The sequence below is a fragment of the Pseudomonas sp. TH15 genome (genome assembly GCF_016651105.1).
Taxonomy (GTDB): domain Bacteria; phylum Pseudomonadota; class Gammaproteobacteria; order Pseudomonadales; family Pseudomonadaceae; genus Aquipseudomonas.
In genome coordinates, this window is record NZ_JAEKEL010000001.1 from 2,457,526 (window position 1) to 2,476,276 (window position 18,751).

An 18,751-nucleotide genomic window follows, 5' to 3' on the forward strand; every position below is an offset into this window, starting at 1 on the left:
CAAAAGCAAAAGATCGCAGCCTTCGGCAACTCCTACATTCATCCCCGTAGGAGCTGCCGCAGGCTGCGATCTTTTTTGCGTCTGCACAAAACAAGCGCTCACAAAAAAGCCCCGCTTTTAAGGGCGGGGCTTTTTACTAAAGCAAGTACAAGTTAGATAACTTGAACTTCTTCAGCTTGCATGCCTTTCTGACCGCGGGTAGCGATGAAAGAAACCTGTTGGCCTTCTTTCAGGCTTTTGAAGCCGTCGGATTGGATAGCTTTGAAGTGAACGAACAGGTCGTCACCGGATTGTGGAGTGATGAAGCCGAAGCCTTTTTCATCGTTGAACCACTTAACGGTACCAGTTTGGCGATTAGACATGGTGTAACTCCTTGAACAAAGATAACTGCGACGCAGGAAGAACCCTGGCCGAGACTGAGTGCAAAGAGCAGGAAAAATTCTTGTAGATGGTTGGATCGAAATTCAACATATCGTGTAGAGATTCTCAGTGACACAAGCAGCACAGTGGCGCCACCTTAACCCTTTTTCCGGGACGTGCCAATGCTTCCTGCGAAGGTTTCTCTGTTTTCGTGACTGACGGTGCATCGGATCGGCCCAAAGGCCCGGGAATCAGGGGGGATTGCCGAGAATTATGCCTCGCACTTTGAACCCGGGGCGCGCGCCTAGTAAGATGCCGGACAGAATTTTTCCACCTCGCTATTCAGGACACCCCGCCATGAGCATCAAATCGGACAAGTGGATTCGCCGCATGGCGCAAGAGCACGGCATGATCGAACCGTTCGTCGAGCGCCAGATGCGCGGCGAAGGTGCCGAGCGGCTGATTTCCTACGGCGTGTCGAGCTACGGCTACGACGTGCGCTGCGCCGGTGAATTCAAGGTGTTCACCAACATCAACTCGGCGATCGTCGACCCGAAGAACTTCGATGAAAAGAGCTTCGTCGACGTGACCAGCGATGTCTGCATCATCCCGCCGAACTCCTTCGCCCTGGCCCGCACCGTGGAATTCTTCCGCATTCCGCGCAACGTGCTGACCATCTGCCTGGGTAAAAGCACCTACGCGCGCTGCGGCATTATCGTCAACGTGACGCCGCTCGAGCCTGAGTGGGAAGGCCACGTGACCCTGGAATTCTCCAACACCACCACCTTGCCGGCGAAAATTTACGCCAACGAGGGCGTGGCTCAGATGCTGTTCTTCGAATCCGACGAAGAGTGCGAAGTCTCCTACAAGGACCGTGGCGGCAAGTACCAGGGCCAGCGCGGCGTCACCTTGCCGCGCACCTGATCCATTCATCTGGCAGTTCGCGGGAATTCTTGGGCGGGTAGACACTCTACTGGGTGTACTGCCCGTTTTTGTTTCTGGCAAAACGGGCCTTCGCCGAGGAGTGCTCTATGAAGATCGATCCCCGAATAAGTGCCGAACTGGCAAGGCTTGAGCCCAATCAGATTGGCGTTTTGGCCTGGTCCTTGTTGGCACATCCGTCCGTCAGCATGGCCGGGGGCATCCCCGGCCAGCCTGATCCCGATACCCCCAACGAACAACCCACCGAGCCCGGCGAACCCACCCTGCCGGACGAGCCGCCTCCGGCGCCGGTTGCTTGATACCTGTTTCTGCCCTTGTAGGAGCGAAGCTTGCTCGCGAAGACGGTGTGTCTGTTTCATCTTTGATGGATGTGCAGACGCCTTCGCGAGCAAGCTTTGCTCCTACAGACGCGAGGGAGTGGGCAGGTTTAGTTGACTGGCCAGATTTCGTTGTCGCCGATGACAAAGATTTTGCAGTTGTCATCCCTCTCCACCGGATAGCCCCCGGTAAACGCGCCAAACGCCGGCAACAGGCTAATGCGCTCACCTAATCTGAAGCACGCCAGCCGCAGGCTCTGTCGGCCCCTGCCGTGTAATCGATAAACCGGGTGTACGTGACCGGCCAGTACATGCCTTTCAGGATGTGGATCCGGTTCATGCTGTAGAGCGAAAGGCCCCAGCAGCAGCGGCTCCGGCACCACCCTTATGTTCAGCGATGCCGGGGGATCGCCCGCGCGTTTGTCGTGATTGCCGCGAATCAGTGTCATCGGCAGATCAACGTGGCGTGCCCGCCACTGCGCCAAGGCGTTCAACGTGCCCGCCGCATGTGAACCTGGGCCATGGAGGAAATCGCCTAGAAAGATCAGTTGCCGACACGGCAACTTTGCCAGCAAATGATCGATCACCGAAATATTGCTCGCCGTGGTGCCTTGTGGAACCGGCTGGCCGAGGCTGCGATAGGCCGCCGCTTTGCCGAAATGCACGTCGGCAATTAGCAACGCCTGTTGCGCCGGCCAGTACAGGGCTTTTTCCGGCAGCAGCCACAATTCCTCGCCGGCGAGGCGCACAGGGTAGGGCGCGCTCATCGAGATGAACTCTTGTCGGCGGATTTTTCCAAGTCACCCACCATCCGTCTGATCCTATCAGCAAGCTTTTCTGAACTCATGCTTTCGCGCATGCGTTCAACCAATAGCGGAAACCCCAACGGGGTAGGACGTTTGATCTGATGCACATCCAGGTTCATCCGGTTGATGCGCTCCAGCGTCTGCTCCAACCGACGAATATCCAGTTCTTCGCGCAGGACTTCTTCCCCAGCCTGGGCCAGCAACAGATTGTCTGCGTCGTATTGTTTGAACACTTCAAAGAACAGCCCACTTGAGGCCTGCACCTGTCGGGTGCTTTTCGGCGCGCCGGGGTAGCCGGCGAACACCAGGCCGGCAATTCGCGCGATTTCGCGGAAGCGCCGCAAGGCCAGTTCTCCGGCATTCAGACTGGACAGCACATCCAGCAACAGATGATCGGTATTCAACAGTGAAGCGTTCAGATGCTCAGCCCAATCGACAGCCGTGGCGCTGAGCAGCTCCAGCCCGTAGTCATTCACCGCGATCGAAAAGGTCACGGGCTGACGCTGACTGACGCGCCACGCCAGCAGGCTCGCCAGCCCCAAATGCACCTGCCGACCGGCAAACGGATAAAGAAAAAGGTGCCAGCCCTCGCGGGACTTCAGCACTTCTGCCAACAGGTTTTCTGACGTAGGCAAGCCAGACCATTGCGCTTGAGTGTCCAGCAACGGTCGCAAGGCCTGCATTTCCGGACCGCTGAACTCGCCCCGTGCCGCAGCGCTGAAGCGAGTGACCACGGCTTCGGCCAATTCGCTGGACAGCGGCATACGTCCGCCATTCCAGCGCGGCACGGCGGCTTTTTCTACGCTGCTGCGTTTCACGTAGGCCGTCATGTTTTCCACTCGCACCAACTCCAGCAAACGCCCGGCGAAGAGGAAGCCATCACCTGGTTTGAGTCGAGCGATAAAACCTTCCTCTACGCTGCCCAACTGCTTGCCACCGCCGCCCTTGCTCCAGAATTTCAATTGAATACTCGCGTCGCTGACGATGGTGCCAACGCTCATGCGATGGCGGCGCGCGAGGCGCGCGTCCGGAACACGCCAGACGCCGTTTTCGTCCGGTTCTACCCGGCGATAATCCGGATAGGCTGTCAGAGACATCCCGCCATGGCGTACGAAAGCCAGAGCCCAGGCCCAGTCCTCAGGCGTCAGATCGCGATAGGCCCAGGCACCGCGGACTTCTTCGTACAACTCATCAGGTAAAAATCCGCCGCCGAGGGCCATGCTGACCAAGTGCTGCACCAACACATCCAGCGGTTTGTGCGGCGACAGACGGGGTTCAATGCGCCGTTGCTCGACAGCATCGCGGGCGGCTGCCGCTTCGATCAGTTCAAGGCTGTGGGTCGGCACCAGCGTCACCCGCGAGCTGCGTCCCGGTGCGTGTCCCGAACGTCCGGCGCGTTGCATCAAGCGTGCGACACCTTTGGCCGAGCCGATTTGCAGCACGCGTTCGACGGGTAAAAAATCCACGCCCAGATCCAGACTTGAGGTGCAGACCACGGCTTTCAAAAACCGTCCTTCAAGGCTTTTTCGACCCAGTCGCGGGTGTCGCGGGACAGTGAACTGTGATGCAGGGCAATTAATCCGGCCCAATCCGGCCGGGCTTCAAGCAATGCCTGATACCAGATTTCCGACTGCGCTCGGGTATTGGTGAACACCAGCGTGCTGGCGCAGGCGTCCAGCTCGGCAACCACCTGCGGCAGCATCTTCAGACCGATGTGTCCGGCCCAGGGAAAACGCTCAGTGGACAGTGGGATAAGGGTGTCGACCTTCAAGATTTTTTCGCTTTGACCCTGAACGCTGATGCCGTCGCCGCATGGGATGAGTACCTGCTCGGCGTGGGATTGATTACCCAGGGTTGCAGAAACACCCCATACGATCAGGTCGGGTTGCCAGTGACGCAGACGGGCGAGGGCCAGTTGCAGTTGCACACCGCGTTTATTGCCCAGCAATTCGTGCCATTCGTCGACGACGATCATGCGTAATGTCGATAGTGCAACTTGCGCATCGGCACGGGCCAGCAACAGAGTCAGGCTTTCTGGCGTGGTGATCAACGTGGTCGGCAGGCGTCGGCTCTGCCGGGCGCGTTCGCTGCTGCTGGTGTCGCCGGTGCGCAGGCCGACACTCCACGGCAGCTGCAAATCATCAACAGGCACCTGCAGGGCGCGCGCGGTATCGGCGGCGAGCGCACGCATGGGCGTAATCCACAGCACGGTCAGTGGTTCGGCGGCTGGTTTGCGCTTGCGTGAAGTTTCAGTAATCGCAGAGGGCCTGGCGTAGCGATTGAGCGCGGCGAACCACACTGCATAGGTTTTACCGGCGCCGGTGCTGGCATGCAGCAATCCGGATTCACCGCGTTTGACCGCCGCCCAGACTTGTTTCTGAAAAGCGAACGGCTTCCAGTCGCGGGCGCTGAACCAGATTTTTGCGAGGTCGGGGGATTTCGCCATGCGGGCTGCGCGCGCTCTGGAGGTGTTCTTCCAGTGACCGCACGGATATGGCAAAGGTTTAATCGCAATCCCGTGTAGGAGCTGCCGCAGGCTGCGATCTTTGATCCTGGTTTCTCTAAACAAGAGCAAGATCAAAGGATCGCAGCCTGCGGCAGCTCCTACATGAGCAAGGTGTTATTTGAGGTTGCCGCTGAGGAACTGCTTCAACCGCTCACTCTTCGGACTCCCCAACACATCCTCCGGCGCCCCTTCTTCCTCCACCAACCCTTGGTGCAGAAACAACACCTGGCTCGACACTTTGCGGGCGAAGCTCATTTCGTGGGTCACCATGATCATGGTCCGGCCTTCTTCAGCCAAACCCTGAATCACGCGCAGTACTTCACCCACCAGCTCCGGGTCGAGTGCCGAGGTCGGTTCGTCGAACAGCATGACTTCCGGTTCCATCGCCAAGGCGCGAGCAATCGCAACCCGTTGTTGCTGGCCACCCGAGAGAAACGCCGGGTATTGGTCGGCGACGCGTGCTGCCAGGCCAACTTTGTCGAGATAACGCCGAGCACGGTCTTCGGCTTCTTCCTTGCTGCAACCCAGCACCCGGCGCGGGGCCATGGTGATGTTTTCCAGGACCGTCATGTGGCTCCACAGGTTGAAGTGCTGGAACACCATCGCCAGGCGAGTGCGGATCCGTTGCAGTTCATCGGGATCGGCCACGTGCATGCCGTGGCGATCGCTGATCATGCGGATGTTCTGGCCGTCCAGGCTCATGGCGCCGTCGTTCGGCTGTTCGAGGAAGTTGATGCAGCGCAGGAAGGTGCTTTTGCCCGAGCCGCTGGCGCCGATCAGGCTGATGACGTCGCCGGTCTTGGCCTTGAGCGAAACGCCTTTGAGCACCTGGTGATCGCCGTAGCTTTTATGCAGGCCTTCGATGGTCAGTTTGTACATGGGGCATGCATCCTCAAGGCGAAAGTAGGTAGCCGCTGCGATAGGCTTCGGTGCCCGCGACATGGGCGATCACCATGCCGGCAGTGGCCATGCGTCGCAGCGAACGGGCGTACATCAGCCCGGCGGCGGTGCAATGGATAGGGGTGACACGATCATGGATCGGGTCGATGACTTCGGCGATCAGTTGCCCGGCTTCCAGGTATTGCCCTGGCACCGCAGTGAACACCAGCAACCCGCCCACCGGCGTGGCCACCGGCTCCACTCCGGCCAGCGGCGTGGCCGGGTAGGGCAGTTCGGGCAATGACGTGGGTTCGCCGGCAATGGCGCCGAAGTGAATCAGGTAATCGATCAACGCCTGGCAATCGGCGCTGGCCAGCGGGTGATAGACGTCGCCCTGGCCACGCAACTCGACGGTGACCGATAAGCTGCCCAGCGGAATATCGAAGTGCTCGCCGAAGCGTTCCTTCAACTGCCACCAGAGCAGGGTGAAGCATTCATCAAACGACTGACCGCCAGAGTCGGTGGCCAGCAAACTCGCCTCGGCACCGATGTAGCGCGCCAGCGGCTCAACCTGCGGCCAGGCCTCGGGCGTGGTGTAAAGGTGCGTGACGGCTTCGAAATCGCAATGCAGGTCGAGCACCATGTCCGCGTCACAGGCCAGCCGTTGCAGGGTCAGGCGCTGGGATTGCAGTTGAGTGCCAGCCGTTTGGCGGGCGAGAGCATTGCGCAGGCTGGTACGAATCAGTGTGAGGTTGTGCTGCGGATCGTCGCCGAGTTGGCCTTCGATCTCATTGCCGACTTCTTCGCTCAAATCGACGAACCAGCGGTTGAAGTTCTGGCCGCTTTCCAGTTCGTAGCGGCCCAGAGGCACATCCATCAACACCTGTTCCAGGCCGACCGGGTTGGCCACGGGCACCAACACGATTTCGCTGCGCAGGCGGCCGGCGGCTTCCAGCTCCGCCAGACGCTGCTTGAGGTGCCAGGCCACCAGCATGCCGGGCATTTCATCGGCGTGCAGGGACGACTGGATGTAGATCTTGCCCGCGACGTTGGCCGGGCCGAAATGAAAGCTGTGGATCTGTCGTGCGGTCCCAGGCAGTGGGGCCAGCAAGTCATGTTTCTGGTGGCGCATCTGAAAAAATCCTAGTGAGTCGGCCCGAGGAAGGCCAGCCATCGGCGTTCAGCGAGGCGGAACAGGCCGACCAGCGCAAAGGTCACGCATAGGTAGATCAGCGCGGCGATACCGAACGACTGGAAGGTCAGGAAGGTCGCCGAGTTGGCGTCCCTTGCGACTTTCAGGATGTCCGGGATGGTCGCGGTGAAGGCGACAGTGGTCGAGTGCAGCATCAGAATCACTTCGTTGCTGTAGTACGGCAACGAACGACGCAGGGCTGAGGGCATGATCACGTAGGCATAGAGCTTCCAGCCAGTCAGACCGTAAGCCTTGGCCGCTTCGACTTCACCGTGGTTCATGCTGCGGATCGCCCCGGCGAAAATCTCCGTGGTGTAAGCGCAGGTGTTCAGGGCGAAGGCCAGGATGGTGCAGTTCATCGCATCACGGAAAAACGCGTCCAGCACCGGTTGCGCACGGATCGCGGCCAGGCTGTAGATCCCGGTGTAACAAATCAGCAGCTGGATATACAGCGGCGTACCACGGAACAGGTAGGTGTAGAACTGCACCGGCAAGCGGATGTAGAAGTGCGGCGACACCCGGGCGATGGACAGCGGGATCGACACCAGGAACCCGATGAAGATCGAGGCGCTGAGCAGCCACATGGTCATGGCCAGGCCGGTGATGTGGTAACCGTCGGTATAAAGGAAGGGTTTCCAGTATTCCTGCAAGAGTTCGATCATCGTACGGCCTCCCGGGAGCCGGCGGCGTAGCGGCGTTCAAGCCAGCGCAGGACGAAGTTGGAAGCACTGGTGATCAGCAGGTAAATCAGCGCTGCCAGCACCAGGAAATAGAACAGTTGATAGGTGCTTTTACCGGCGTCCTGCGCAGCCTTGACCAGATCGGCAAGGCCGATGATCGAGACCAGGGCAGTGGCTTTGAGTATCACCATCCAGTTGTTGCCGATGCCCGGTAGGGCAAAACGCATCATTTGCGGGAACACCACAAGACGAAAACGTTGGCCGCGTTTCAGGCCATAGGCGGTGGCGGCTTCAACCTGGCCCCGCGGCACGGCGAGAATCGCCCCGCGGAAGGTTTCAGTGAAGTACGCGCCGTAAATGAAGCCCAGGGTGATGACGCCGGCGCTGAACGGGTTGATCTCGATGTATTCCCAATCCATGTACTCGGTGAACGTCGTCAGCCAGGTTTGCAGGCTGTAGAAAATCAGCAGCATCAACACCAGATCCGGCACGCCGCGAATCAGCGTGGTGTAGACCTGCGCGGGTACGCGCAGCAGTTTGACTTTGGACAGTTTGGCACTGGCGCCCAGCAGTCCGAGCAAAACGGACACTAAAAGCGACAAGACCGATAATTTGATGGTCATCCAGGTGCCTTCCAACAGCAAAGGACCGAAGCCCTTGAGGCTGAAGGCTGAGAGCCCCAGGTTTTGTAAGAGGTTTTCGAACATAAATCAGCAACCTGATCGAGTAAAAAAAGCGCCCATCGCGAGATGGGCGCCGGGCATTATTTGCCGCTGTACAGATTCAGATCGCCAAAGTGTTTTTTCTGAATGGTGGCGTAGGTGCCATCGTCGTGTAACGCTTTGATACCTTTATCCAGAAGTGCCTTCAGGTCTTTGTTACCTTTCGAGATACCGACAGCTGTTTTGGCTGGCAGCAGTGGGTCATTAAATGGCTTGCTGACTTCGTAATCGGCGCCTTGTGGCGACTTCAAAAAGCCCAGTTCGGCTTGCAGCATGTCCTGAATCGAAGCATCCAGACGACCGGAAGTCAGGTCCGCATAGACCTGGTCCTGGTTGGCGTAGGCCTGAGTGGTCACGCCAGCCTTGTCCAGCACGGCTTTGGCGTAGGCTTCCTGGATGGTGCCCTGCTCGTAACCGACCTTTTTACCCTTCAGCGAAGCGATGTCGGTGGTGACGCCGGAACCTTTCTTGTAGACAAGGGAAGTCGGGCCGGAGAACAGCTCGCTGGAGAAGTCGATGACTTTTTCGCGGGCTTCGGTGACGGTCATCGAAGAGATCACACCGTCGAATTTATTGGCCTTGAGGCCCGGAATCATGCCGTCGAAATCGCTTTCGACCCATTTGCACTTGACCTTCAGCTCGGCGCAGATCGCGTTACCCAGATCGATATCGAAGCCAACCAGGCTGCCATCCGCCGCTTTGGACTCGAACGGTGCGTAGGAAGGGTCAACGCCAAAACGCAGCTCTTTGTATTCCTTGGCCAGCGCGGAGCCAGCAGCCATGCACAACGCCAGTGCAGAAAGGGTCAGCAATGCTTTTTTCATTATTCAATCCCTAAGAACCAATATGAGCGCTTGTGGCGCAGAATTATTGTTACTGGAAAGCGTAAGACCTAATGAAAGTAGCAATTTCCGAACCAGAGTCCCGAACAAGCGTTTTAAAAGGTTGGGCGGGGAGGGATGAGGGCGATTGAATGCCCGGAAATGGGCATTGCGATTTCGTTGCACCCTTTCGGATCAAGCCCCAGGTTTTGCGGGATAGAATTTCCCTGTGGTGAGGGGATAAATCCCCTCACCACAGGGGGATGCGTTGCATCGGAGAAGAGGTTTAGGCGAGGAGGTCTTGCAGGGTGGCGAGGCTATCCGCTTCCTCCACGGTCTTATCCTGGCGCCACCGCAACATCCTTGGAAACCGCACCGCAATCCCACTCTTGTGCCGCCGCGACCGGGCGATCCCCTCAAACCCCAGCTCAAACACCAGGCTTGGCGTCACGCTGCTCACCGGCCCGAACTTCTCTACCGTGGTTTGGCGGACGATGCCGTCGACCTTGCGCATTTCCTCATCGGTCAGTCCTGAATACGCCTTGGCGAACGGCACCAGCGTCCGCTCGCTCGCCTCGGGCGGCCCGTCCCACACGGCGAACGTGTAGTCGCTGTAGAGACTCGCTCGACGACCATGACCCTGTTGCGCATAGATCAACACCGCATCGACGCTGAACGGCTCGACTTTCCATTTCCACCAGACGCCCATGTCCTTGGTCCGACCCACGCCATACAGCGAATCCCGGGCCTTGAGCATCATGCCTTCGACACCGAGCCGGCGAGAGGCTTCCCGTTGCCCGGCGAGGTCGAACCAGTCTTCGCCGGTCAGTACTGGCGACGCCAGCAGCACCGGGCTGTTGCAGGTGGCGATGACTTGCTCCAATTGGGTGCGACGCTTTGCCTGAGTCTGGTTGCGCCAGTCTTCGCCTTGCCATTCCAGCAGGTCGTAGGCGAGTAACACCACCGGCACTTCATCGAGGATTTTCCTGCCCAGGGTTTTACGGCCGATGCGTTGTTGCAGCAAGGCGAAGGGTTGCACCGCCGGGGGCTTTGAGGATTGCGGGTCGAAGGCATCCTCGGTGGTGGGGTGTGCAGACTTCCAGGCGACGATTTCGCCATCGATCACCGTGCCGTCCGGTAAACCATGGGTCAGCGTTTCCAGTTCGGGAAATCGCTCGCTGACCAGTTCTTCGCCCCGGGACCAGATCCACAGTCGCCCCTCGCGCTTGACCACTTGGGCACGGATGCCGTCCCACTTCCATTCCACCTGCCATTGGCTGGCGGGACCGAGCAGGGCTTCGAACTGCTCGACCGGTTGCGACAAGGCATGGGCGAGGAAAAACGGATAAGGCTGGCCACCGCGTTGGGCATATTCATCGTCGGAGGGCGGCGCGATGAGTTTCAGGTAATGGGCGGCCGTCGGGCGTTTGGACAGATCGGTATACCCCACGAGGCGCTGCGCCACGCGTTTGCTGTCGAGCCCGGCCATGGCTGCCAGCGCTCGCGTAACCAGTAATTTGGAGACGCCGACGCGAAAACTGCCGGTGATCAGTTTGATGCACAGCATCAGGCTGGCGCGGTCCAGTTGCGCCCACAGGGCGGGCAATCGCCTGGCCAGGAACTCCGGGTTTTCACCTCGCAGCGGCAGCAGCTTGTCTTCGATCCAGACGGCCAGCCCGTCGGTAGAACTGTGGGTGGCTTCGGGTAGCACCAGCGAGATGGTTTCCGCCAGATCGCCAACCGCTTGATAACTCTCTTCGAACAACCATGTCGATAACCCGGAAATCTCCACCGCCAATTCCCGCAGCGCACGCACCGGCACTAACTGCCGAGGGCGGCCGCCAGACAAAAAGTACACGGCCCACGCCGCATCTTCTGGTGCGGCTTGGGCAAAGTAAGCCTGCATCGCCGCCAGTTTGTCGTTGCTTGAAGTGGTGGCGTCGAGTTCGGCGTACAGCTCGGCGAAGGCCTTCATACAGATGCCTCGGCGATGGGGGCTCGGCGGCGATGTTGTCTTCTTCGTCATCGCCGTACTCAGTGTTGAAACCTTGGGCATCGAGACCCTGTTCGCGCAAATGCCGCACCAGCACGCCAATCGAGCCGTGGGTGACCATCACCCGTTCCGCGCCGGTCTGTTCGATGGCCCAGAGCAGTCCCGGCCAGTCGGCGTGGTCCGAGAGCACGAAACCGCGATCCACACCGCGCCGCCGCCGGGTGCCGCGCAAACGCATCCAGCCACTGGCAAAACCATCGCTGTAATCGCCGAACCGACGCATCCAACTGCTGCCACCTGCGGATGGCGGGGCAAGCACCAGCGCCTGCGCATGATCGGGTCGTTCTTTTGTACCTCACCGGCATAAATCGTTGGCGGCAAGTAAATCCCACCGTCGCGATAAACCCGGTTGAGCGGCTCAACGGCGCCATGCACCAGAATGGGGCCGATGCTGGCCTCGATGCCGTGGAGAATCCGTTGCGCCTTGCCGAAGGAATAGCAGAACAGCACGCTGGCTTTCCCGGCCACGACGTTGGCCTGCCACCACTGATTGATTTCGGCAAAGACCTGCGCCTGAGGTTGCCAGCGATAGATCGGCAAGCCGAAGGTCGATTCAGTGATGAAAGTGTGGCAACGCACCGGTTCGAAGGGCGCGCAGGTGCCGTCGGGCTCGATCTTGTAATCCCCCGAGGCAACCCAGACTTCACCACCGTATTCCAGGCGCACCTGGGCCGAGCCGAGCACATGGCCGGCCGGATGAAAACTCAGGGTGACGCCGTGATGCAGCAAGCGCTCGCCGTAGGGCAGGGTTTGCAGGTTGAGGTCTTGGCCAAGCCGTGCGCGCAGGATGCCTTCACCGGGGGCGGCCGCCAGGTAGTGTTGATTGCCGGCGCGGGCATGATCACCGTGCGCGTGGGTGATCACCGCACGTTCCACCGGGCGCCACGGGTCGATATAGAAATCCCCGGCGGGGCAGTACAAACCTTCGGGACGAGCGATAACAAGATCCATGTTGTTACCAAAATGGAGGGACTTGTTAGCTATGAGGTTTGCGCGGGGCGAGAAGTTCTATCGGGCTTTCGGGTCTAGCGACATTCCCATGTGGGAGCGGGCTTGCTCGCGAAGGCGTCGTGTCAGTCAACATCATCGTTGCCTGACACACCGCTTTCGCGAGCAAGCCCGCTCCCACATGGGGTTGGTGGTGATGCTTACTTACCGGGGATTAGCGTCAACCGCACCTTGCCATACACCTTGTCAAAGTTCTGCGGCTGCATTGGCAGGCTCATGTACTGGCCCTTGAGCCACGGATCGATGCTGTCGAGGTAGTTCGGGCTCGCCGGGTTGCCGGACTGGCCCGTACCGTTCTGGCCCATCAGCGGTTCGACCTGGCCGAAGTCGACGATAAAGCGCATGGACGGCACCAGCGTGGTGTTGAAGTCCTGACCCCAAGCGAACGCCGCAGTGTTCAGCGTGGTGTGATCGCCACCGGCCGCCAACGGACCGCGCACGGTCTGGCCACTGGCATTTTTCCACTCGTAGCGGTGCAGTTTGCCCCACTGCCAGGCTTTGTGATCGCCGCCCAACTGACTGTCCCCCGCAGTGATCGCTGCCGCCAGGCTACGGGCGAGGATCGCCGGTTTATCTTCTTTCTGCGGCGTGCGGACGTCATCCCAGAACGGGCTGTCCTCGCGACCGAGCAGGTGATCGGCCTGAGCGGCGTAGGACAACTTACCGTTGGCGACAAAGGCTTTCCACGCCGGGCTGGTTTCCGGGCCCAGTTCGTCAAGGAAGATTTGCTTCATGCTTTCTTGCAGGAACAGCTCATAAATCGCTGCATCGGCGGAGGTCGGGCTGAGCTTGCCGTCGAACGCCATCAAACGCGTCAACGCCTCGCGCGCCTTGCCACGATCGGCCACCGGCAGCGCTTCGATCGCCTGTTTCAGCGGCTGGGACATGCCCGGCGCCTCAAACATTTTCTTCAATTTGGCGGCGAAAGTGGTGGTCTGGTCGTATTGCATGGCGATCAGGCTGCGGGTGTCGTGCTTGCCGACGCCGGCCAGTTCCGCCAGACGTTCGCCACGTTCCGGGGCTGCCCAGGAGTTGGACAACTGCATGCCGTAACCATGTGGAATGACACGCTGGTTGGCGGTGCCGAGCCAGCCTTGGGCCGGGTCCTGATCGTACGGGTGCAGCATCGGGTCGGCGTAACCGTCCCAATCGTAGCGACCGTCCCAGCCCGGCGATGGCAGCAAGCCTTCGCCTTCACGGCGGTTCGGGTAACGACCGGTGACCTGCCAGCCAATGCTGCTGGCGTCGGCAAACACCAGGTTGAGGGCGATGGCGCGGATTTCACGGCTTGCATCCGAGGCTTTCTCGACGGTCTGCGCACGGGACAGGTCGAAAAATGCATCCAGGGTTTTGTCGTCGGTGAAGCTCGGGGTCTGCAAGGCCAGGCCGAAACCATTGGCCATCGTCAGGCCTTGGGCACTGTTGAGCAGCGGCCCGTGGCGGGTTTCGTACACCGCTTCGCGAATCGGCCGCTGGCCTTTGACGAAGTAGGTTTCGTTACGCACGCCCACCGGCTGCCATTTGCCGTTCACTTCGTATGACAGGCCATTGCCCTGGCGTTTGATTTTTTCCAGGAACAGGTCCTGGTTGTCGCCCATGACCGTGGTCATGCTCCACGCCACTTTGCCGTTGAAACCACCCAGTACCATAGGCAGGCCGGCGATGCTGACGCCAGCGGCCTGATATTTCGGCGCGCGGATCTGCACGTAGCTGTACAGCGACGGCACGCCCATCGGCCCGTGACTGTCGCTGGCCAGCAGGCTTTTGCCGCTGCGGCTGCGTTGCGGGCCGATCGCCCAGTTGTTCGACGAGGTGGCGCCCAGCAGGTTCAGGTCGGACAGTTGCCCGGTGGCTTTGGTGATTTCGGCCAGGCCCGGGATCGCGCCGTTGAGCTTGATGCCCTGGAGTTTTTCCGCTTCAGCCAACGGCAGTTTTTCGTCGGGAGCGGAGGGCGTCAGCCACGGGAGCTTATCGGTGCTGACGGTTTGGGCGATGACCAGCGAAGAGATTTCTTCCGGCAGGTTGGCCGACTGGCTGAAATTCAACAGGCAGAAAATCAGCGCCGAATCTTCCGGCTGCCAGTATTCAGGTTTGTAGCCGGTGGCAGCGAGGTCCGCCGGGAGCTTGTCGCGATAGCGGAACAGATAGGCGTTGACGCCCCGGGCATAGACTTCAAAGAAGCGCTTGAGCCGTGGCGAAGACGCCTTGTACAGCTCGCCGGCGCTTTTCTTTAGATTGACGGCGCGCATGTAGCGGTCGGCGTCGAGCAGGTCCGGACCGGACATTTCTGCCAGACGGCCTTCAGCCAACAGGCGCATGGTCACCATTTGGGTGATGCGGTCGCTGGCGTGCACGTAACCGAGGGTGAACAGCGCGTCGTGGAAGCTGTTGCTTTCGATCAACGGCATGCCCATGGCATTGCGCCGAACCGAAACGTTCTGCGCCAGGCCTTTGAGCGGCTGCACGCCGGAGGTCGGCGGGAGGGTGTCCTGGGTGTTCCAGGTCTGACAACCGGTCAGGCTCAAAACACCGGCCACTGCTGCGGCAACGCCGAACCGGGGAAGAAAATGTGTAAGGGCTGGCGAGGCCATGGCAAAGCTCCTGCGGGGGTAGTAACGCAATAAAGGCGCTACGTTAGTGAGCAGGAGGTGGCCGCGCAAGCGGGGCGCAGGGTTATTTCAGGATTTGTCGGATAAACCACACCCTGGAACAGATCACATACCCGTGGCGAGGGGATTTATCCCCGTTGGGCAGCGAAGCAGCCCCAAAACCTGCAATCACGGTGTGTCAGACACATCCTGGTAGCAGGAATTCGCAGCCCAACGGGGCGGTGCGACGTTTCGCTAAATCCCTCGCCACAAAAACCCCTCACTCAGGATTAGGGTTTTGGTGGGTTGACCTGTTGCACCAGCGCATACGCCTTCACCGTCGCCGGGCGGTTCTGGATGTGGGTGAACCAGCGCAGCACGTTGGGGAAGTCTTCCAGGTTCTGGCTCTGCCACTTGTGGGAAACGATCCACGGGTAAATCGCCATGTCAGCAATGCTGTACTCGCTGCCGGCGACGAATTCATTGCTCGCCAGTTGCTTGTCGAGCACGCCATAGAGGCGGGCGGTTTCGTCGATGTAGCGTTTGATCGCGTAAGGGATTTTTTCCGGCGCGAACTGACTGAAGTGGTGATTCTGCCCGGCCATCGGCCCCAGACCGCCCATCTGCCAGAACAGCCATTGCAGCGCTTGCTGACGCCCGCGCAGGTCCTTGGGCAGGAACTTCCCGGTTTTCTCCGCCAGGTACAACAGAATCGCCCCGGATTCGAACAGCGATAAAGGCGCGCCGCCATCAGCCGGCTCATGATCGACGATGGCCGGAATTTTGTTGTTCGGCGAGATCTTCAGGAACTCAGGTTTGAATTGATCGTTCTGGCTGATGTTGATCGGGTACACGTCGTACTTGAGGCCAGCCTCTTCGAGGAAAATCGAGATTTTGTGACCGTTGGGGGTGGTCCAGTAATACAGGTCGATCATGGAATGCTCCAAAAAATAGACGTCGTTAGATACGGACAGCAACCGCTCGCATTAGGTCGTCCTGTTTGCACTGGAGAGCTTGCCTGTAGGAAGAGGTGATGCTGAAGTGCGTGAAATTCAATGACCCGACACGAGAAAAGTCAGCATGGAGCTCAAGACCAACGCGGCACTGGTCATCATCGACCAGCAAAAAGGCATCCTGCATCCAAAACTGGGGCGTCGAAATAATCCTCAGGCCGAGCAGCGAATCCTCGATTTGCTGACGTTTTGGCGTCGAACCGGGCGGCCAGTGATTCACGTGCAGCACCTGTCTCGCTCACCGGAGTCGGTGTTCTGGCCGCAACAATCCGGCGTGGAGTTTCAGGAACGATTTCAGCCAAAGGCCGGTGAGCAACTGATTCAGAAGCAGGTGCCGGATGCGTTTTGTGCGACGGGGCTGGAGGCGGGTTTGCGCGAGGCGGGGATTGATCAACTGATCATCGTTGGCGTGGCGACCAACAACTCGGTGGAGTCCACGGCGCGAACGGCCGGCAATCTGGGGTTTGATGCGTGGGTGGCGGAGGATGCGTGCTTTACCTTCGACAAGGCTGACTTTTTCGGCACGGCCCGTTCAGCCGAGGAGGTGCATGCCATGTCGTTGGGGAATTTGCATGGCGAGTACGCCACCGTCGTCAGCACCGCAGAGATCCTGAAGGCTGACTGAAATCTGAAATCCCTGTGGGAGCGAGCTTGCTCGCGATAGCGGTGTATCAGTCGACATAAATGTTGAATGTCAGTCCGTCATCGCGAGCAAGCTCGCTCCCACAGCGGATGTGTGGTGACCGCAGAATCGGGTCTCACGCAGATCAAATGTGGGAGCGAGCCTGCTCGCGATGGCGATTCAGCGGGCGAAGACGATCTTCGCCCGACGCATCAAGCGCCGTGGCACTTCTTGAATTTCTTGCCGTTGCCGCATGGGCAAGGGTCGTTGCGGCCGACGTCTTTCAAGGCGTTGCGCACCGGTTCCTGGTGAGCGTGGCCGCAGTTTGGGCCGTGGACATGGCCATGGTCGTGATCATGCTGGTCGTGGGCGTGATCGTCATGATCGTGGTTGCAGTCTGGGCCATGGACATGGGGTTGTTGGGTCATCGGGGTTACTCCGGAATTAAATCGGCGGGGATTATCACGCCATTGCGCGCCAGGTGCACGTAGTGCGCGATGAATAAACCGGTTTCCAATTCACCTTCCAGACGATAGGGCACGGGTTGCTTGGGGTTTTTCAACATTTTCACCACGTCCCGGACCTTGGGCCACAGGTTGGTGCGGATCGGCACTTTGAAATAGGCGCTGTGCTTGGGGCCGACTGTGAACCAGTGCTCGTGTTCGCCTTCGGTCAGCAGCATGTCGCCCAGATGAATGCGGTATTCGATGCTGCGAACGGTCAAGTCACTGTCGTTCGGGTTGTCGACACGAAAGTGCAGCAGGAATTTCTGCTCCAGCAGTTTGGCCCGCACCACCTCTACCTTGACCAGATGCACCTGAGGATCCGGTTCGTCGTCGCTAAACCAGGACGCGCAGCCGCTGAGGCTCAGGAAAGTGAGCAAGGTGACAAGGTATAAGGCGCGACGTTGACTGAGCATGATGGTGTTTCTCCCTTGAGGCCCAGTCTAGTCCTAAAAGATCTCAACCTTTGTAGGAGCGAGCGGTGCGGCGATCCGACTTGCCCGCGAAAAACGATAACGCGGACTTTCAGAAAGACCGCATCAGCTTCTTCGCGGGCAAGTCGGATCGCCGCACCGCTCGCTCCTACGAAAAGCTGCGATCTTTTGCCTTTATCTCAAACCCCGAAATACCCCGCACAACACTTCTTGAATTTCTGCCCGCTCGCGCATGGGCACGCATCATTTCGTCCGGCCTTGAGCTGCACGGTCGGGTCGATGAAGTACCAGCGCCCGGTGTTCTGCACAAACGAAGAACGCTCGCGATGACTATGTTCACCGGTGCTGTCGTGCCAGCGCGCCGTGAAGGTGACGAAGGCGTGTTCCGGTTGGCCGCCGAGCACCTCGGAGCTTTCCACCTCAAGGCCCAGCCAGGTGCTTTGCGCGCTCCAGTCACCGATGGATTGACGATCCAGCCCTGTCTGTTGGGCGGGCAGGGTAGTCGCCACCAGATAGTCAATCAGCCCCAACACATAGGCGCTGTAGCGCGAACGCATCAGGGCTTCGGCGCAGGGGGCCGGATGACCGGCATGGTAATGACCGCAACAGGCATCGAGCAGGGTGCCGCTGCCACACGGGCAAATGGATGTACTCATTGCGTTACCACCAGTATTTCCCGAAGTTTTCCGGATTGGCCCAGAACCGTGAGTTGAGCCAGTCGGGCACCTGTTTATAGTCAAGCAAATCATAGGTGAACAACGTCAACACCTGATCGTCGCGCTGGAAGCGTTCGCTGGCTTGCAGGGCCAGGGAAAAAAAGTCTGTTTCCTGCCAGCCACTGGCCGGTAAATCCGCCAGCACTGCGATACGACTGGCGTTGAGGTTGCGGATCCCGCCCAGCAGATTCAGACCGTCGCGTTTGGGCAGGTGCTCCAGGCAATCGACCACCAGCGCCAGATCAAAGCGTTGCGCCGCCAGTTCCGCAGGCAAGGCGCCGGGGGCGGCGTGAGCGACACAACTGTCCGGGTGCGCGAGCTTGAACGCCTCAAGTGCCGGGAACTGGCTGGCGCCTATCAGCAACAGGCGCATGGGTGCATAGCGGTCAAGCAAAGCGGCCAGCGCTTGCTGGGGCGTGCGCGAAGAAATACCTGCAATCATCAAAGATCCTCAATCAGAGTCTGCCAAGACTAGCCTGCCTGACTGCGCCGGCAAAGAGCCCTGTGCCGCCGCTTTGCGAGCAAAGCGGCGAAGTCCTGTGAACACGGTCGCAAACAGCAATGGCCTATTGCTGGCGGAGATTAAAAC

General features: G+C 59.4%; 17 protein-coding genes and 2 pseudogenes. 3 read left to right on the top strand and 16 right to left on the bottom strand.

The window, feature by feature from the left end; all coding sequences use genetic code 11:
* Positions 1-152: 152 nt before the first annotated feature.
* Positions 153-362: a cold-shock protein gene (locus tag JFT87_RS11040; protein ID WP_002554837.1), complete on the bottom strand. Its 210-nt coding sequence runs from the start codon at positions 360-362 to the stop codon at positions 153-155.
* Between the two features lie 355 nt (positions 363-717).
* Between JFT87_RS11040 and dcd the strand changes: the two genes are divergently transcribed.
* Positions 718-1,284 carry a dCTP deaminase gene (gene dcd, locus JFT87_RS11045; RefSeq protein ID WP_054047011.1) on the top strand — a complete coding sequence of 189 codons (567 nt, stop codon included), beginning with the start codon at positions 718-720 and terminating at the stop codon, positions 1,282-1,284.
* Between the two features lie 107 nt (positions 1,285-1,391).
* The gene (locus tag JFT87_RS11050) at positions 1,392-1,601 is read left to right on the top strand and encodes a hypothetical protein (RefSeq protein ID WP_201201219.1); all 210 of its coding nucleotides are present in this window, start codon (positions 1,392-1,394) and stop codon (positions 1,599-1,601) included.
* Between the two features lie 128 nt (positions 1,602-1,729).
* Here the strand turns inward: JFT87_RS11050 and pdeM are convergent, their stop codons facing one another.
* From pdeM to JFT87_RS11105, 11 genes and pseudogenes are all read right to left on the bottom strand, one after another.
* Positions 1,730-2,386, bottom strand: a complete 657-nt coding sequence (gene pdeM, locus JFT87_RS11055) for a ligase-associated DNA damage response endonuclease PdeM (protein WP_201201222.1) — start codon at positions 2,384-2,386, stop codon at positions 1,730-1,732.
* Positions 2,383-4,871, bottom strand: a pseudogene (locus tag JFT87_RS11060) (ligase-associated DNA damage response DEXH box helicase). Before JFT87_RS11060 ends, pdeM begins: the two are co-directional and overlap by 4 nt.
* Positions 4,872-5,045: 174 nt before the next feature.
* Entirely contained in the window at positions 5,046-5,810 is a 765-nt protein-coding gene (locus tag JFT87_RS11065; RefSeq protein ID WP_201201224.1) for an ABC transporter ATP-binding protein, read from the bottom strand.
* Between the two features lie 13 nt (positions 5,811-5,823).
* Entirely contained in the window at positions 5,824-6,942 is a 1,119-nt protein-coding gene (locus JFT87_RS11070; RefSeq protein WP_201201226.1) for a succinylglutamate desuccinylase/aspartoacylase family protein, read from the bottom strand.
* Positions 6,943-6,953: 11 nt separating this feature from the next.
* Entirely contained in the window at positions 6,954-7,664 is a 711-nt protein-coding gene (locus JFT87_RS11075) for an ABC transporter permease (protein WP_201201228.1), read from the bottom strand.
* Positions 7,661-8,389: an ABC transporter permease gene (locus tag JFT87_RS11080; protein ID WP_201201230.1), complete on the bottom strand. Its 729-nt coding sequence runs from the start codon at positions 8,387-8,389 to the stop codon at positions 7,661-7,663. The genes JFT87_RS11075 and JFT87_RS11080 overlap by 4 nt, the downstream gene beginning before the upstream one ends.
* A 56-nt stretch (positions 8,390-8,445) precedes the next feature.
* Positions 8,446-9,228 carry a transporter substrate-binding domain-containing protein gene (locus JFT87_RS11085; protein WP_201201232.1) on the bottom strand — a complete coding sequence of 261 codons (783 nt, stop codon included), beginning with the start codon at positions 9,226-9,228 and terminating at the stop codon, positions 8,446-8,448.
* Positions 9,229-9,511: 283 nt separating this feature from the next.
* Positions 9,512-11,200: an ATP-dependent DNA ligase gene (locus JFT87_RS11090; RefSeq protein WP_201201234.1), complete on the bottom strand. Its 1,689-nt coding sequence runs from the start codon at positions 11,198-11,200 to the stop codon at positions 9,512-9,514.
* A 28-nt stretch (positions 11,201-11,228) separates the two neighbouring features.
* A pseudogene (locus tag JFT87_RS11095) lies at positions 11,229-12,229 on the bottom strand (ligase-associated DNA damage response exonuclease); the annotation flags it as partial.
* Positions 12,230-12,426: 197 nt separating this feature from the next.
* On the bottom strand, positions 12,427-14,877 hold the full coding sequence (locus JFT87_RS11100; RefSeq protein WP_201201236.1) for a penicillin acylase family protein: 2,451 nt from the start codon (positions 14,875-14,877) through the stop codon (positions 12,427-12,429).
* 287 nt (positions 14,878-15,164) lie between these two features.
* Positions 15,165-15,809 carry a glutathione S-transferase N-terminal domain-containing protein gene (locus JFT87_RS11105; protein ID WP_201201238.1) on the bottom strand — a complete coding sequence of 215 codons (645 nt, stop codon included), beginning with the start codon at positions 15,807-15,809 and terminating at the stop codon, positions 15,165-15,167.
* Between the two features lie 145 nt (positions 15,810-15,954).
* On the opposite strand from JFT87_RS11105, the gene JFT87_RS11110 reads away from it, so the two are divergent.
* Complete coding sequence (locus tag JFT87_RS11110) at positions 15,955-16,512, top strand: cysteine hydrolase family protein (protein ID WP_201201239.1); 558 nt, start codon at positions 15,955-15,957, stop codon at positions 16,510-16,512.
* 209 nt (positions 16,513-16,721) lie between these two features.
* Here JFT87_RS11110 and JFT87_RS11115 read toward each other — a convergent pair whose 3' ends face one another.
* The 4 genes from JFT87_RS11115 to JFT87_RS11130 form a co-directional block, all read right to left on the bottom strand.
* Positions 16,722-16,937, bottom strand: a complete 216-nt coding sequence (locus JFT87_RS11115) for an SEC-C metal-binding domain-containing protein (RefSeq protein WP_201195404.1) — start codon at positions 16,935-16,937, stop codon at positions 16,722-16,724.
* Between the two features lie 5 nt (positions 16,938-16,942).
* Positions 16,943-17,428 carry an LEA type 2 family protein gene (locus JFT87_RS11120; protein ID WP_201201243.1) on the bottom strand — a complete coding sequence of 162 codons (486 nt, stop codon included), beginning with the start codon at positions 17,426-17,428 and terminating at the stop codon, positions 16,943-16,945.
* Between the two features lie 197 nt (positions 17,429-17,625).
* Positions 17,626-18,102, bottom strand: coding sequence for a YchJ family protein (locus tag JFT87_RS11125; RefSeq protein WP_201201245.1), 477 nt, complete (start codon positions 18,100-18,102; stop codon positions 17,626-17,628).
* Positions 18,103-18,106: 4 nt separating this feature from the next.
* Positions 18,107-18,604 (bottom strand): DUF6231 family protein, encoded by a 498-nt coding sequence (locus JFT87_RS11130; RefSeq protein WP_201201247.1) that lies wholly within the window; start codon positions 18,602-18,604, stop codon positions 18,107-18,109.
* Positions 18,605-18,751 lie beyond the last annotated feature (147 nt).

Excerpts from the sequence above, each read along its gene's own strand:
- JFT87_RS11040 (WP_002554837.1), bottom strand. The coding sequence starts at position 362 with ATGTCTAATCGCCAAACTGGTACCGTTAAGTGGTTCAACGATGAAAAA.
- dcd (WP_054047011.1), top strand. The coding sequence starts at position 718 with ATGAGCATCAAATCGGACAAGTGGATTCGCCGCATGGCGCAAGAGCAC.
- JFT87_RS11050 (WP_201201219.1), top strand. The coding sequence starts at position 1,392 with ATGAAGATCGATCCCCGAATAAGTGCCGAACTGGCAAGGCTTGAGCCC.
- pdeM (WP_201201222.1), bottom strand. The coding sequence starts at position 2,386 with ATGAGCGCGCCCTACCCTGTGCGCCTCGCCGGCGAGGAATTGTGGCTG.
- JFT87_RS11065 (WP_201201224.1), bottom strand. The coding sequence starts at position 5,810 with ATGTACAAACTGACCATCGAAGGCCTGCATAAAAGCTACGGCGATCAC.
- JFT87_RS11070 (WP_201201226.1), bottom strand. The coding sequence starts at position 6,942 with ATGCGCCACCAGAAACATGACTTGCTGGCCCCACTGCCTGGGACCGCA.
- JFT87_RS11075 (WP_201201228.1), bottom strand. The coding sequence starts at position 7,664 with ATGATCGAACTCTTGCAGGAATACTGGAAACCCTTCCTTTATACCGAC.
- JFT87_RS11080 (WP_201201230.1), bottom strand. The coding sequence starts at position 8,389 with ATGTTCGAAAACCTCTTACAAAACCTGGGGCTCTCAGCCTTCAGCCTC.
- JFT87_RS11085 (WP_201201232.1), bottom strand. The coding sequence starts at position 9,228 with ATGAAAAAAGCATTGCTGACCCTTTCTGCACTGGCGTTGTGCATGGCT.
- JFT87_RS11090 (WP_201201234.1), bottom strand. The coding sequence starts at position 11,200 with ATGAAGGCCTTCGCCGAGCTGTACGCCGAACTCGACGCCACCACTTCA.
- JFT87_RS11100 (WP_201201236.1), bottom strand. The coding sequence starts at position 14,877 with ATGGCCTCGCCAGCCCTTACACATTTTCTTCCCCGGTTCGGCGTTGCC.
- JFT87_RS11105 (WP_201201238.1), bottom strand. The coding sequence starts at position 15,809 with ATGATCGACCTGTATTACTGGACCACCCCCAACGGTCACAAAATCTCG.
- JFT87_RS11110 (WP_201201239.1), top strand. The coding sequence starts at position 15,955 with ATGGAGCTCAAGACCAACGCGGCACTGGTCATCATCGACCAGCAAAAA.
- JFT87_RS11115 (WP_201195404.1), bottom strand. The coding sequence starts at position 16,937 with ATGACCCAACAACCCCATGTCCATGGCCCAGACTGCAACCACGATCAT.
- JFT87_RS11120 (WP_201201243.1), bottom strand. The coding sequence starts at position 17,428 with ATGCTCAGTCAACGTCGCGCCTTATACCTTGTCACCTTGCTCACTTTC.
- JFT87_RS11125 (WP_201201245.1), bottom strand. The coding sequence starts at position 18,102 with ATGAGTACATCCATTTGCCCGTGTGGCAGCGGCACCCTGCTCGATGCC.
- JFT87_RS11130 (WP_201201247.1), bottom strand. The coding sequence starts at position 18,604 with ATGATTGCAGGTATTTCTTCGCGCACGCCCCAGCAAGCGCTGGCCGCT.